Here is a 14,398-nt window from a genome sequence, read left to right on the forward strand (position 1 = left end):
AGTAGCCAGTGTTTATATGCCATGTCAGTATTTATAAAGTCTTACAAAAAACTTTTTCCAGCTCGCCAACTTCTTATTCGTCAAAATGGCGAGGTTAAGCATGTTGTTTTAGCGTCTTGGTTACAACTTTTCGCAATAATGCTTATTTTAGCAACAATTGCGTGGGTGAGCATTTCGAGCTTTCGTGTTTATACGCAAACTAATCATATCTCTGACATAGAAAAAAACCAGCTAAACAAACAAGCACTTTGGGAACAAAAAGTTACCGAGCAGCAACGTCTTCACGAACAGCAACTTAAGCAGCTTGTAACGCTTGAGCAAAAACAAGCGCTACTTCAAAGCATGATCGAATCTTTACCTGCTTCAATTAGCCAAGACGTTATTCAGTTAGGTGAAGAGCTTGAGTCCCCTATTAATGAAAATAAAAACGAATTCCATGAACCTTTAGTTGATGAAGATCCAAATGCTAAGCAAGTTAATTTAGGTCAACCTATTAGTTTTGAGGCGCGGTTGGCGCGTTTAAATGACCAATACGAACAAAGCTTTAACTACCTAGACACAAAAATAAACGAGCGACACAACGCCATTTTAGCCATGCTTAAAGGCGCAGGGCTTGATACCGCTTTAGAAAGCCACTTAGCAATTAACGCTTTGCACATTGCTCAAGGTGGGCCATTTGATGTGTTTGACGAAACAAATATACCCAGTCATTTTTTGGCAATAGTCGACAAATTAGTTGCGTTAAACAATCTAGAAAATTTATTAACTGAATTACCTAACACCCTACCTTTACCCGCTGCAAAATATTACATTTCAAGTAGCTTTGGTTTACGTAAAGACCCAATGAATAATCGTCGTGCATTTCACAAAGGCGTAGACTTAGCAGGTTGGCACAAAACCGAAATTTTTGCTCCTGCAGACGCTGTGGTTCTTCGTGCAGGGCGTAATGGCGGATACGGTAACTTTATTGAACTTGAACACAAAAATGGCTTAGTTACTCGCTTTGGCCACTTAAATAAAATAAAAGTAAAAAAAGGCCAGCATATCGCTAAGCACGATGTGATTGGTTTAATGGGGAGCACTGGAAGAAGTACCAGCACTCATTTACACTACGAAGTATTGGTTAATGGCGAACAAGTCAATCCTCTAAAAATAACAAAGGCGCTCTCTCGTGTTCGGTAAAAAAAAATCAGCAAGTACTAACCTAAGAAAGGTTAATCATACCCCCTCTATAATTTCTGAAGATGTGCGCCTTACTGGCACTTTAATAAGCCAAGGTGAAGTTCAACTTGATGGCCGAATAGATGGTGACATAAAAGCCGAACAATTAGTCATTGGTTCCTCCGGTGTTGTTGAAGGAATTGTCGAGGCCGTGGGTATTGTTGTTAAAGGCACGGTTATTGGCTCTATCAATGCAAGTGAAGTAAAAATACAAAGTGGTGCCCATGTTCATGGCGATGTGTTTCATGACTCATTGAGTATTGATGCTGGCGCTGTAATTGAAGGCAACTTAAAGCAACGCACTGAAAAAGAAACAGTAGAATTAACTGCTGAACCAATTGAAACAGAAGTAAAAACACTGATTGAAGAAGATGACAGCGGCTTGTCGTTTGTAAATAAACAAGCCACCGATAAAAGCTAGCGCTACACTAGCGGTAGGCTATTTTTTTTCAGTAATATACATTGTAATATCTGCAGTGAACACGAGTTCGTTGCGGGTATTATAAAGCTTCACGGGTACAACCAAGTCTTCTTTATCTATCCACTGGCGTGGTAAATCAATCTCAGCAATAGCCGTAACGTCTGTATCAACCTTTGCCAAATATTGTACTGTCATCCCCTTTGGGATCCAACGGTGGGTTTTTACCGGTACAGTCGCATCAACCATCACACCTGCACACAACTCAGCTAGGTTACACTGCGCAATTGCATGAATGGTTCCAATGTGGTTATGAACACTTCGGCGGTTTTTAACAACAGCACTGCAGTGCCCTTCTCGCAGGTCTAATACGTAAGGTTTCATAGAGCCAAAGTAAGGGGCTTTAAAACAAACAGCTTTAGTAAAAAGCCAATTTCCAAAGGGTAAGTTTTTAAATTTATGCCACGTTTTTACAAGTGGTGATTGATTTGCCATTATAGTTTTCCAGTTACAGTTACTTTATTAACGCTAACACATCAGACCAGTTTAAAAAAGCCGTTTTAATCGCTGCTTTTATCACGTGTTTAATAAAAAATACGAATGACGACGTATGCATAGGCCAAAAGCCCTTTCTTTTTTATGAGTGCCCCCCTAAAATACGCGAAAAAGGAGACTCAATGCATTCACAGCCCGCAAAACCTAATCTAACTTTATTACTTATCTTAGCGTTGCTTGTTATTTTTTGCCCTATGGCTATTGATATTTATCTGCCCGCCTTCCCTACCATAGCAGAGCAATTTTTGGTAACTGAGCAACAAGTGCAGCAAACCGTTGCCATTTTTATGTTAACTGTTGGATTAGGTCAATTAATAGCAGGGCCTTTAGCTGATAGATTTGGCCGAAAGCCTGTCGCATTAGTGGGTATTAGCTTATATGCAGGCTCTGCGCTACTTGCTTACTATGCCCCTTCGTTTGAAGTATTACTTTCTGCGCGTGCATTACAAGGGTTAGGCGCATGCGCCACATTTGTTGTTGCTTTTGCGATTGTAAGAGATAAATTTGGTAGCGAGCGCAGCGGCCAAATTATTACCTACTTAAATGGCATTGTGTGCTTTATTCCTGCGTTGGCGCCCATTTTAGGTGCTTGGTTAACGGTTAAGTTTGGCTGGGAAATGAACTTCTTATTTTTAACTGGGTTTGCATTAGTAGGCTTTATTTTAACGCTGTTCTTTTTTAGAGAAACACGACCAGCCGATAGCGTGTATCAGGGGCATATTCTCGACTTAAGACGCTTTATACCCATTATTTCTACGCCACTATTTTTATTTAATAGCTTACTTTGTATGGTCACAATGTCGGTTATTTTAGTATTTGTCACTTTAGCGCCAGGGTGGATCATTACTGAACTTGGCGGCAGCGTGGCTAACTTTACATTTTGGTTTTCACTTAATGCTGTTTTAAGCATTATTGCCAGCTTTGTTATGCCGCTATACATAAAGCGCCACCCCAAACGTGCTTTGAAAATAGGGTTACTCCTATTGGTTAGCTCTGGTTTATTGATGCTCGTGTTTAGCCAATATAAATCGGCACTCGCGTTAATGATCCCCATGTTTGTTGCTGCATTTGGCTTTGCACTTACCCTTGGCTCTGCAGCAGGAAGAGCATTAAGCCTCTTTCCTAAGCAAGCAGGAACAGCTTCAGCGCTGCTTGGTGCAATGCAAATGAGTGGAGCAAGTTTGCTGGTGTTCATTACTCAATTTTTACAATTATCGACCCCGATATTAATTGGCGTCCACTTTTTATTATTGGTGCCTTTTAGCTATTTGTTGTTTCGCAAAGCACAGTTTTCATAACCCACCTTATTAGCACGAATTATTAGTGGGAAAATATTGCTTATTTTCCCACGCTTACTTTAATAACAATGCTTAAAAAGCGGCAGGTGAAACTGGCGTAATGAGAGGTTAATCAAGCGCTTCAACATTGATACAGTAAGCCATAGACTGCTTTTTATTTATCATTACGATTGGTATCATCCACTACCTTTAATTAATTCATGTATATGATGATTAACCCCGATTTTCTTTTCTCATTTTTAATTGCTAGTTTTTTAATGGCAGTGGCTCCTGGCCCTTCGAATGCATTTTTAATGGCACAAACATTTGCAAATGGCCGCACCGCAGGTATGCAAAGTGCATTTGGTTTTGCATTAGGTGGTGTTGTGCATACCTTTTTTGCTGTAATAGGTTTAAGTGCTATTTTAAAAGCATCCCCTACGGCCTATAGTGCTGTTCAATATGCTGGTGCCGCTTATTTGTGTTATTTGGGCTTTATGATGATTAAAAGCACGACAGCTGCCACACAACCCCAAAGTGAAGATAAGCCACACATAAGCACAGCTAAAAAGTCTAATGTGATGTTTCAAGCCATGATGACCGAAGTACTTAACCCCAAAGTCGCTTTATTTTTTATTGCTTTTATTCCACAGTTTGTAGATCCCAACTTATCATCAGCCACTTTTCAGCTCGCATTTTTTGGCCTGCTATACCCTATTTTTGCTTTTCCAATAGACTGCACGTATATTTATTTTGGCGACAAAATCGCACAGTTTTTTAGGCAGCATCCAAATAGTCAACTTTGGATTGATAGAGTAACGGGAATAATATTTATTGCCCTAGCTATTAATCTACTATTATAACTCTCCTAATTTTGCTAACAGTTGGTGTAACTATGAGCATTTAGGCACAAATAAAAAGAATTAATATGGAACAAAAAACACAATCTCTTCCTGCAAAAAAAAATATTGCCCTTGTTGCTCACGATGGCAAAAAAGCCGCGCTAAAGCTGTGGTGTGACAAACATAAAAGCACACTGAGTAAACACACCTTATATGGCACAGGTACAACGGGGCATTTAATTCAAAAAAGTACAGGGCTTGATGTTGTTCAGCTTTTAAGTGGCCCAATGGGTGGCGACCAGCAATTAGGCGCAAAAATAGCAGAACATGAAATTCATGTTTTAATATTTTTTTGGGACCCTTTAGCTTCACAGCCTCATGATCCTGATGTAAAAGCATTACTGCGTTTAGCCGCTGTTTGGAATATTCCCGTGGCGTGTAATGAGGTAAGTGCTGATATGCTACTAAGCTCTCCTTTAATGGACACCGAGCTTGAGCGCACTTTGCCAGATTACGAAAAATACCTCGCAACCCGACAAATAAGTCTATAAAGCCTTATAAGCTACTTATAAAGCATGCTGGCCCATTTTGTCAGGCCAGCAGTTACACTACCAAAGTGGTCACCATTAACCATATTAATATCACCTAAGTGCTCGCTAAGTGCTGCTTTAATTAGTGGAGATTGCGCACTGCCTCCCGTTAAATAAATAACGTCTGGAGTTGTTTGCGCGTCACTTATTGCTTGTTTTGCCAACGTGACTATTTGGCTAATACTACTTTCTACAGCTAAAGATAAGTCATGAACTGATAAATTTTTACTAAGTTCGGTATCTAAAAAGCGCAAGTCACAGTTAAAATCGTTTGTTGACGATAGTGCTATTTTTGCGGCTTCACCTTGTTGAACAAGTTGATGTCCTTGCTTATTTTGCTGTAAATGAATTAAGCGCTTATAAAGCGCTGGTGCACTTACATCGCGTAATTGTGCATTAAGCTCTCGCGCCTGACTTTCACTGTAAAATTGGCTTTGTAAATTAACATCGTTAATTTTACAGGCTTGCCAAAACGGCTGATTTGGCAAGGGTAATCCTGATTTAAATGTACTACCCAGCCCCAATAAAGGCATTAAACCATGAAAGCTCAATGCAATATCTAAATCGTTTCCACCAACACGCTTACCACTGTGAGCTAAAAAGTCGTTATCACGCTGACTATTTCCTCTAAAACTGGGGCCCATTTGCACAAATGAACAGTCACTGGTGCCTCCACCAATATCTATAACCAACACTTTCTGATCGTGTGTTAAATCACTTTCGTAGTCGATACCGGCTGCAAGCGGCTCATATAAAAAATCAACGTCTTTAAAACCAGCTCGTTTTGCTGCTCGCTCTAAAATACCAACCGCTTGCTGGTTAGACTGCTCACCACCCACCGCCTGAAAATTTACAGGGCGGCCAATAACAGTTTGAGTAAGCTCTTTTTCTAAAGATTGCTCTGCACGTTGTTTTATTTTTAAAATCATTGCCGTTGCAATGTCTTCAAAAAAGTTGATTTGCCCTTGCTTTAAACCGGTTGCGCCAAAAAACGATTTGGGTGACTTAACAAAGTACCCTTCTTCAGGAAATTGAACGTATTCACTAATTGCTTCTCGGCCAATAAATAAGGTTTCATCTGAAGGTTGTAAATCAAGGTCTGATTTAATTCGAGGCAATGAATTTAAGAGTGCTTGGCGCTGAGAGTTAAAATCTTGCTCGTGCGCGGTGGCTTTCAAATGCTTAGCCACAAAATCAACTACCAAAGCACTATGATGCGTATAAAGTGTAGAAGGTAAGTAATGTTTGCCTTGCTCTAAAGGCACTAACTGAACATTATTATCGTTCATTACACCCATAGCACAATTAGAACTACCGTAATCAAAACCTACAAACATATACCACCACACATTACCAAAAAGGCCGCGCAATTTAGCATACTTAAGATTACTTTTAAATTGCTATATGCTTTCTCTTACTCTCAAAAAACTAGCAAAGCGTGGAAGACCATTCTTAGTTAACCCGTGAAAACGATAGGTAACAGTGCTGCCAATGGCCGGTGGGTTTTGCCGTTGGGCATCACTAAACCCTGTACCAATTGAAAACAACTGCCCAGAGGCTGACTTAACGCGAAGCGCACCAAGCATCCCCGTGTATTTACCTTTACCCGGCAAATGAGCAATAACAACCGCCTCAGCATCAAGGTAAGGCTTTAGCTTTAACAAAGCACCACTTCGTCCACTTTTATGTTTTGCATCAGCTAGGTGCAGCATAACGCCTTCTGCACCCTGTGCCGTTATGCTATTGAAGTTATCAGAGAGCTGTTTGTTATCTTTAAATTGAACCTGCTTAACTGCTTGGATATGGGGCTGATTAATATGTGTAACAAGTTGAGAGTAATTTTTATAACGCTCACTGAAAGGTAGGGTTTTATCTGGCATATCAAATATTTTGTAAGTGACAGTTTGCCAGTCTTGGTTATTTGGTATTTTAGTTCTTACTATACCGCTTAATGCAGCAAAATGTGCCCGTTCAGTCCAAAGCTCGCCGTCTAACCATATGTTAGGCAGTGATGCGCTAAACCAAGGTGGTGCATTAATCACATTACCTTTGCGAGTAACAAACTGTGTGCCGGTCCATATGGCTCTTACACCGTCAAATTTTTCGCTGACTAAGTAGGCGCTAATATCGTCGTGCTTTTCTTCATCATACACTTTGGCTAATAATACAGAAGGCTGAGAAGTATAAGCCGAGCAGCTAAACAAAATAACCGTAATTAATAACATCCATTTTAGAGCAATCATTAGCGCATCCAAGCTAGGTAATAGTGACTTAAACTATAGTTGAGATTGCACCCATTGCCAAAACTCCTCAAGGTTACCCATGCAATAGGTCGCTTTGCTAAAGTCATGTTCTTTGGTGTGGCTATTTGCAATAGCAACCACTCTTAAGCTCGCATTATTTGCAGCGCTTACGCCTGTAAACGTATCTTCTACAGCTATCGCATTTTCTGCCTTTATGTTTATTTGCTTTAAAGCGAGTAAATATGGGTCGCCTGCCGGTTTGGGGTTAATCACATCATCTTTGGTAACAACGCTATCAAAAAACTCATAAAACCCCAACCCTTTTAGAATTGGCATCGCTTCACTTGTTGCACTTCCTGTTACGAGTGCCATTTTTAAGCTGCTATTTTTAACCGCTTTTAATGTTTGCACCACAAAAGGCATAAGAGGCGGTAAATTCGTTTTTACGTATTCACCAAATAATCGGTATTTCTCTGCGGCTAAAAACTCAGCACTGACTGATAAGTTATTCTCACTTTTAATTTCAATTGCCGCTTCAAGTGTAGGACGCCCTGAAAATCGCTGACAAAATTCTTCTTCTAAATAACTTACTCCAAATGGCGCTAACAGTGTGCTCCAACATACAAAGTGCATTGCTTCTGAATCGACTAGCGTGCCATCCATATCAAATAAAACGGCCTGTAAACTCATGATTTCTCCTTAAATTATAGTGCTAAAAAAAGGTGCTTCAGCACCTTTTTTGTTATTACATGATTATTGCGTTAAACCAGCAGGCGGCTCACCAAAAGCCTCTTCACCAGTTTCAATATCAACTAACTCATAGCCACGCGCTTTACGAACCACCTTAAGTACAGGTTTTTCAAAAGCGGTTTTTAAGCGCGCCGAGTCATCTTTTAATTCATCAAGCGTTGTACCGAACGGTGCTGCACCTGTTTCAGACCAATTAGTTACTTTACCATTAAGGTTATATTCTACTTCGTGTATTTGATATTGCGCTGCTTCATCTTTTGTTGCTTCACAAAAAATCACACGATAATTCCAAAATCCAGCCATTCTATTTCTCTATCAATAAACCAATTATGCGCTACTTTAACAGCTCTAAAAGGGATCACAAAATAAAAAGCCTGCACATGGCAGGCTTTTAAATGCATATTTCTAATCTACTAATTAGAAGAATTTAACTTTAAATTCAGCACCAACATAACGCTCTTCATTAACAATTCCCGTGTTATTGTTAAAGTCGATTGCGCCTATTGCTTGTTGCTCATCAAATAAGTTACGAACAAAACCAGCAACTTCGTATTCGTAGTCACCTTGTGCCCATCTGTAACCTGCACGAAGACCAACTTCAGTTAAAGGCTTGCCTTCAAACTCTACAGATTCATATAAGAACATGTTGATTTTGCTGCGGTAAGAAATATCACCATTTGCAAAGAAATCACCATCTTCAAGCTCTTTAGTGTAACGAAGTGTAAAGTTAGAAATCCACTCTGGTGCATGCGGTAAGCTGTTACCGTCTAAAATTGCACGAGCTTCAGGACCAAAAGGACCTGCAACTTGGAAAGTTGGATCTGTCACAGTACACTGGCCACACACAGCTACAGCTAGGTCATTATCTTTAAGCTCAGTTTTGTTATAGCTTAAGTTAAATGTTGCATTAAGCTCATCGCTTAATACCCACTCAGTGTCTAACTCAAAACCGTAGCCCGTCGTTTTATCTGCATTGATTAAGCGGTTAAAGTTTGCACCACCACCTACAGCAGTCAATTGCTGATCGCTCATTGTGTAGTAGAACACAGTTGCGTTTACGCGACCTTGTCCGTCTAACACGTCTGATTTAATACCTGTTTCAAATGAAGTTACGGTTTCAGAATCAGCTGTTGTTACTTCATCACCAAATAAAATACGACCTTGCAAGCTTGGTGCGCGGAATGTATTAGCTACGCGGCTGTACCAGTTTACGTCTTCGTTTACTTTGTAGTTTGCAGATAAATCCCAGCTTACATGGCTATCGCTAACATCTTGCTCGATAAATAAAGCACCACCGCCAACAGGGCTAAGTGTACGATCTGCAGAGAAATCTTTTTCATCATCAGAGTAACGAAGACCCGCTGTTACTTTTAAATCATCAGATACAACATAATCAACAGAGCCAAATACTGCCCATGCTGTTGTGTCTTGCTGCTGTTTTACATACCCGTTTAAGGCGCCAGCATTTGGTGATGAAAATGTGTCGTAGCTAAAGTTTTCAATTGTTAGTTCTTCATCAAAGTAAAAAACGCCCACTTGATAATTTAAGTCGCCGTCAAAGTTACTTGATAAACGAAGTTCTTGAGTAATTTGATCTTGCTCAGGAATACCATCGGCACTTTCTGAAGGGAATGGAATAAAGCCAGGGCCCATGTAATCAGGAAGGAAAACAGCACCGTAACCACCGTCAATATCACCACGAGAGTAAATTTCAGCGCTTTCCCATGCAGAGATAGACGTTATAGTGTGGTTTTTAAGTTCCCACTCAAGTCTTAAGCTCATACCTTCAGATTCTACTTGTTGAGTAGAACGAGCACCGGCATCTTGATAAACAACATCATGCTCGTAGTTATCAACCAATTCGTTAGAGCCAGATTCAATTACGTTTGCACGAAACGCAATAGGCGAACCATCTAAATCACGTGTGTGATAGTTTAAAAGCGCAGAAAAATCATCGCCTTCATATAAAAACTGAATACGTGCAGCTTTTTCAGTATAACCGCCCTGTTGATCTTTAGCTTCAAAATTAGGTGCTTGGTTATCAATGTAATCATCTTTATCTTGCCATAATAATGAAACGCGAGCAGATAAACGATCTGTTAGCGCACCACCTACAGCACCTTCAGTGTCTACTGCGCCACGGCTACCGTATGAAACCGCACCGTAACCGTCAAACTCTTGGCTAGGTTTAACTGAATCAAACTTAACAAGGCCTGCAGGCGTATTACGGCCAAATAAAGTACCTTGCGGACCACGTAATACTTCTACGCGCTCAATATCAAATACTGGAAAGCCTTTTAAAATCGCATTTTCTTGAACAACTTCATCAACAACTAACGATACAGGTTGAGACGCATTCAAATCGAAATCGGTGTTTCCTAAACCACGTACGTAAAAACGAGGGAAAGAACGGCCAAATGAAGATTCGATAGACAAGCTTGGAATTTTCGCATTCATAAAACGAATGTCCATACCCGCAGAGCTGTAGGCATCAAGGTTATCACCTTGCAATGCAGATACAGCTACAGGCACCTCTTGAGCATTTTCTACACGTTTACGTGCAGTAACTTGGATAACTTCTAGTTGATTACTTTTTTTAGCCGTTTCTTCTTCAGCAGCAAATGAAGAAACAGAAGTGCCAGCAGCAGAGAGTAGTGCGGCATTGATGATTGTCGCTATTGCAGATTTTTTAATTGCTTTCATGTCGGGTATTAACCTTTTGTATGCACTCTTGTTCAACGGTTTTTTGTGTTGCGCAATGTATTCATTGCGGGTTCGTACAATTTTTCGCGACTTGGCTATATGCGCGCGGACCTTATTATCGAGAGTACAAAAACGAAATAATGAGGCTGAACGAACGAGTGAGATTATACCACTGTGTGATAAATTTACTGCATAAAATCTTTGTAATTTTGAAACTATTTTGCAACATTTAACCACAAGATAGCGGCTTTTAATTACTTTTTAGATGTAAAAACCCAACCATAAGGACATATGTCCTTATCAATAAAACCACAAATAAAGTAGCAATTTTAAAGTTTTAACTAAAAAACCTAACTTAGGTACGATTTTTGCTGGCGAAGAAAAAACCGCACTAGGCGGGTTTTTTCAATGTTTTATCAAGTACGCTTTATGGCTATTTCACCATCGATATGAATGTCACGTTGAGGGAACGCAATCACCACACTATGTTGCTCAAATATGTCATACAGACTAAAGCGAATATCACTGCGCACAGTTCTAAGCATGGTTTCAGATTCAGCACATACCCAAAAAACAGCGTTAAAAACTAGCGAGCTATCGGCAAAGTCATCAAACAACACTGCCGATTTTGGTGTTTTTAAAATTGCGCCATGTTCATCTAACACCTGCTGAATGAGCTTTTTAACTAATACCACATCTGATCCATACGCCACCCCAACACTCACCGATGAACGTGCATTTCCATCAATTAACGTCCAGTTGGTTACTGTGTTCTCTAATAATTGACTGTTGGGTATTAGCATATGTACCCCGTCATTTCGACGTATACGCGTTGAACGAGTATTTATAGTTTCGACGACACCTTTGGCACTGCCTACTTCTAAAAAGTCACCTATTCGAATGGGGCGTTCCCACATTAATATCCAACCGCTTATAAAGTTATTAATTATATTTTGCGCACCAAACCCCACACCTATTGCAATGGCGCCAGATACAAACGCAAAAGCCGTTAATGGGATGTTTAATACTTCCAGCGAGGTGAAAACTAAAATGGCGATACTTAAAATAAAATAAATACGCGTAAATAAATGAACAGCATCTTGGCTTATTTTTTTGGCAAGTAGGGTTCTTTTTATTAACTTACCAATGTGGGTCACCACAAACCACATTGCAAACAAAATAAGCGGCACCTGAATTATTTTTGCCACTGTTAGTTGGATGTCGTTGTAACTAAATACAACAAAAGAAAGGATTTCGTTTATTTGTTCTAAATTCATTTATTTTCCAATCAGGGAGTCTTTAACTTTATTATAAGGTGAATGTGTTTTAATTAACTAACCTTAACACGCCACAATGCAATTTAACTGACTTTAAAAATTGCGCTTTGTTATTTTATAGCACTTATGACTCCAAAAAGGGCATCAAAATAAACAGCTCAAGCTACTTTTACCTACCTAAACTCCTATTTTTAGCTAATTTGCGTTTAAATCCAGCTTAATCTCGATAAACTTTATTGTATATAAATCAAAATTTGGTAAGTTAAGTGGGTTTTTCGACTCGAAAAGCCTATTCCGGCTAATCTTTCTATGGAGTTATTATGCGTAAAACCCTAATCGCCACTACAATTGCTAGTGCATTATTACTATCTGCCTGTTCAGAAAATAAATCAGAAACACAAACAATGGCAAAAGAAAGCGCAGCACAAGTGCAAGACGTAAACGCAAGCAATGTGTTATTCAAACCAAGTCCTTTACAATACATGGCACCTGAGTTTGATAAATTTGGTACTAAAGATTACGAAGCCGTATTTGATGCAGGTATTGCAGAGCATACAGCTCAAATACAAGCAATTGCTAATAACCCAGAGCCAGCAACATTCAAAAACACGTTAGTTGAAATGGAACTATCTGGTGAGTTATTGAACCGTGTATCAACGGCATTTTATAACTTATCGGGCTTAATCTCAGATGATGAATACCAGCGCATTAGTAAAAAAATGGCGCCTGTATTATCGGCTCACTCTGATGACATTTATTTAAACGGCGCTTTATTTGAGCGCGTTCAAACAATATACGACAACCAAGCAACACTAAGCGTTGAAGACCAACGTCTTGTTGATTTTTACTACAAGCAGTTTGTAAAAGCCGGCGCTAAACTAAGTGACGAAGAAAAAGCAAAAATGCGTGAAATTAACGCACAGCTTGCTAACTTATCTACTGCGTTTTCGCAAAACGTTTTAAAATCCTTTAAAGAAGATGTCATTGTTGTTACTGACAAAGCTAAACTTGCTGGCCTTTCTGAAGGTGAAATTGCAGGCCTTGCCGCTGCAGCTAAAAAAGCAGGTAAAGATGGCTACATGATCACGCTTGTGAACACCACGCAACAGCCTATTTTATCAAGCCTTGAAAACCGCGAATTACGTGAGCAAATTTTTACTGCATCAGCAAACCGTGCGGCACAAACAAATGGCCCTATCATCATTGAAGAAACTAACTTACGTGCACAAAAAGCAGAGCTGTTAGGCTACAAAGACTGGGCTTCGTATGTAATGACGTCGCGTATGGCGCAAACAACTGAAAATGTATATGGCATTTTAGATGACCTTGCCCCTAAAGCCGTTGAAAAAGCAAAAATTGAAGCCGCTGCTATTCAAAAAGTAATTAATGATTCGGGCGAAAGCTTTGAACTTAAACCTTGGGATTGGGCATTTTACGCTGAAAAAGTACGAGCAGAGAAATACGACCTAGACCCTGCGTTAGTTAAACCTTACTTTGAAATGAGCTCAGTAATTAACGATGGTTTATTCTTTGCGATGAATAAACTGTACGGTATTACATTCAAAGAACGTCAAGACTTACCGGTTTACCACGAAGATGTAACCGTTTACGAAGTATTTAATGCTGACGGCAGTGCAATTGGTTTATTTTACATGGACCCATACGCACGTGAAGGCAAACGTGGCGGCGCATGGATGAGTGCATACGTAAGCCAAAGCGGCTTAAAAGGCACTAAACCGGTTATTTATAACGCGCAAAACATTCCAAAACCTGCTGAAGGCGAGCCAACGCTTATGACCTTTGACGAAGTGTCGACTATGTTCCATGAATTTGGTCATGCGGCTCACGGTTTATTCTCAGATGTTAAATACCCAAGCCTTGCTGGTACTGCAACGGCGCGTGACTTTGTTGAATTTCCATCTCAAGCACACGAAGATTGGATGATTGAACCTAGCGTACTTGCTAATTACGCTAAGCACTACAAAACAGGTGAGCCAATTCCACAAGCATTACTTGATAAAGTATTAGCATCGCAAAAATTCAACCAAGGTTTTGGTACTACTGAATATTTAGCCGCTGCTTTACTGGATATGGAATGGCATTCATTTGGTTCAGATAAGAAAATCAATGATGTTCAAGAGTTTGAAAACGCAGCACTAAAAGCTCATGGCATTGATTACTACCCTGTACCACCGCGTTATAAATCAAACTACTTTAGCCATACTTTTGCTGGCGGTTACTCTGCGGGTTACTACGCCTACCTTTGGACTGAAGTATTTGCAGCCGATGCGTTTGCACATATGGAAAACAACGGCGGTTTAACACGTGAAAACGGTGATAACTTCCGTAAAGAAATCCTATCAAAAGGTAATAGCCGCGACTTAATGCAAAGCTACATTGAGTTTAGAGGTCAAAAACCAACAACCGACGCACTACTTAAGCGCCGTGGTTTAGTAGAATAATAACTTAACTTATTATTTTTAATATAAAAGCCCGCTTGCGGGCTTTTATTGTTTATACCT

13 protein-coding genes are annotated in these 14,398 nt (G+C 39.8%); 6 read left to right on the forward strand and 7 right to left on the reverse strand.

All coding sequences use genetic code 11. The annotated features are described in order from the left end of the window. The first annotated feature begins 21 nt into the window (after positions 1–21). Positions 22–1,182, forward strand: a complete 1,161-nt coding sequence (locus tag CWB62_RS11755; RefSeq protein ID WP_138527460.1) for a M23 family metallopeptidase — start codon at positions 22–24, stop codon at positions 1,180–1,182. Further along, positions 1,172–1,642 (forward strand): bactofilin family protein, encoded by a 471-nt coding sequence (locus CWB62_RS11760; RefSeq protein WP_058552244.1) that lies wholly within the window; start codon positions 1,172–1,174, stop codon positions 1,640–1,642. The genes CWB62_RS11755 and CWB62_RS11760 overlap by 11 nt, the downstream gene beginning before the upstream one ends. An 18-nt stretch (positions 1,643–1,660) precedes the next feature. Here CWB62_RS11760 and CWB62_RS11765 read toward each other — a convergent pair whose 3' ends face one another. Further along, positions 1,661–2,134: a hotdog fold domain-containing protein gene (locus tag CWB62_RS11765; RefSeq protein WP_006791419.1), complete on the reverse strand. Its 474-nt coding sequence runs from the start codon at positions 2,132–2,134 to the stop codon at positions 1,661–1,663. 182 nt (positions 2,135–2,316) lie between these two features. Between CWB62_RS11765 and CWB62_RS11770 the strand changes: the two genes are divergently transcribed. The 3 genes from CWB62_RS11770 (at position 2,317) to CWB62_RS11780 (ending at position 4,864) form a co-directional block, all read left to right on the forward strand. Then, positions 2,317–3,492 carry a multidrug effflux MFS transporter gene (locus tag CWB62_RS11770; protein ID WP_138527461.1) on the forward strand — a complete coding sequence of 392 codons (1,176 nt, stop codon included), beginning with the start codon at positions 2,317–2,319 and terminating at the stop codon, positions 3,490–3,492. A gap of 209 nt (positions 3,493–3,701) precedes the next feature. Further along, entirely contained in the window at positions 3,702–4,334 is a 633-nt protein-coding gene (locus CWB62_RS11775) for a LysE family translocator (RefSeq protein ID WP_058405105.1), read from the forward strand. A gap of 65 nt (positions 4,335–4,399) precedes the next feature. Beyond that, on the forward strand, positions 4,400–4,864 hold the full coding sequence (locus CWB62_RS11780) for a methylglyoxal synthase (protein ID WP_058552241.1): 465 nt from the start codon (positions 4,400–4,402) through the stop codon (positions 4,862–4,864). Positions 4,865–4,875: 11 nt separating this feature from the next. Here the strand turns inward: CWB62_RS11780 and yegD are convergent, their stop codons facing one another. The 6 genes from yegD to CWB62_RS11810 all read right to left on the reverse strand — a co-directional run bounded on the left by yegD (position 4,876) and on the right by CWB62_RS11810 (position 11,876). Then, positions 4,876–6,240, reverse strand: a complete 1,365-nt coding sequence (yegD, locus tag CWB62_RS11785; protein ID WP_138527462.1) for a molecular chaperone — start codon at positions 6,238–6,240, stop codon at positions 4,876–4,878. Between the two features lie 63 nt (positions 6,241–6,303). Next, on the reverse strand, positions 6,304–7,146 hold the full coding sequence (locus CWB62_RS11790; protein ID WP_138527463.1) for a DNA ligase: 843 nt from the start codon (positions 7,144–7,146) through the stop codon (positions 6,304–6,306). 33 nt (positions 7,147–7,179) lie between these two features. Further along, positions 7,180–7,836: an HAD family hydrolase gene (locus tag CWB62_RS11795; RefSeq protein ID WP_138527464.1), complete on the reverse strand. Its 657-nt coding sequence runs from the start codon at positions 7,834–7,836 to the stop codon at positions 7,180–7,182. 63 nt (positions 7,837–7,899) lie between these two features. Then, on the reverse strand, positions 7,900–8,199 hold the full coding sequence (locus tag CWB62_RS11800) for a hypothetical protein (protein ID WP_058405052.1): 300 nt from the start codon (positions 8,197–8,199) through the stop codon (positions 7,900–7,902). A 114-nt stretch (positions 8,200–8,313) separates the two neighbouring features. Continuing rightward, the gene (locus tag CWB62_RS11805; RefSeq protein WP_058405051.1) at positions 8,314–10,599 is read right to left on the reverse strand and encodes a TonB-dependent receptor; all 2,286 of its coding nucleotides are present in this window, start codon (positions 10,597–10,599) and stop codon (positions 8,314–8,316) included. A 416-nt stretch (positions 10,600–11,015) separates the two neighbouring features. Beyond that, positions 11,016–11,876 carry a mechanosensitive ion channel family protein gene (locus CWB62_RS11810; RefSeq protein WP_138527465.1) on the reverse strand — a complete coding sequence of 287 codons (861 nt, stop codon included), beginning with the start codon at positions 11,874–11,876 and terminating at the stop codon, positions 11,016–11,018. A gap of 320 nt (positions 11,877–12,196) precedes the next feature. On the opposite strand from CWB62_RS11810, the gene CWB62_RS11815 reads away from it, so the two are divergent. Next, entirely contained in the window at positions 12,197–14,338 is a 2,142-nt protein-coding gene (locus tag CWB62_RS11815; protein ID WP_138527466.1) for a M3 family metallopeptidase, read from the forward strand. The last annotated feature ends 60 nt before the right edge of the window (positions 14,339–14,398 follow it).

This window comes from Pseudoalteromonas sp. S408 (assembly GCF_005886645.1).
Classification (GTDB): Bacteria; Pseudomonadota; Gammaproteobacteria; order Enterobacterales; family Alteromonadaceae; genus Pseudoalteromonas.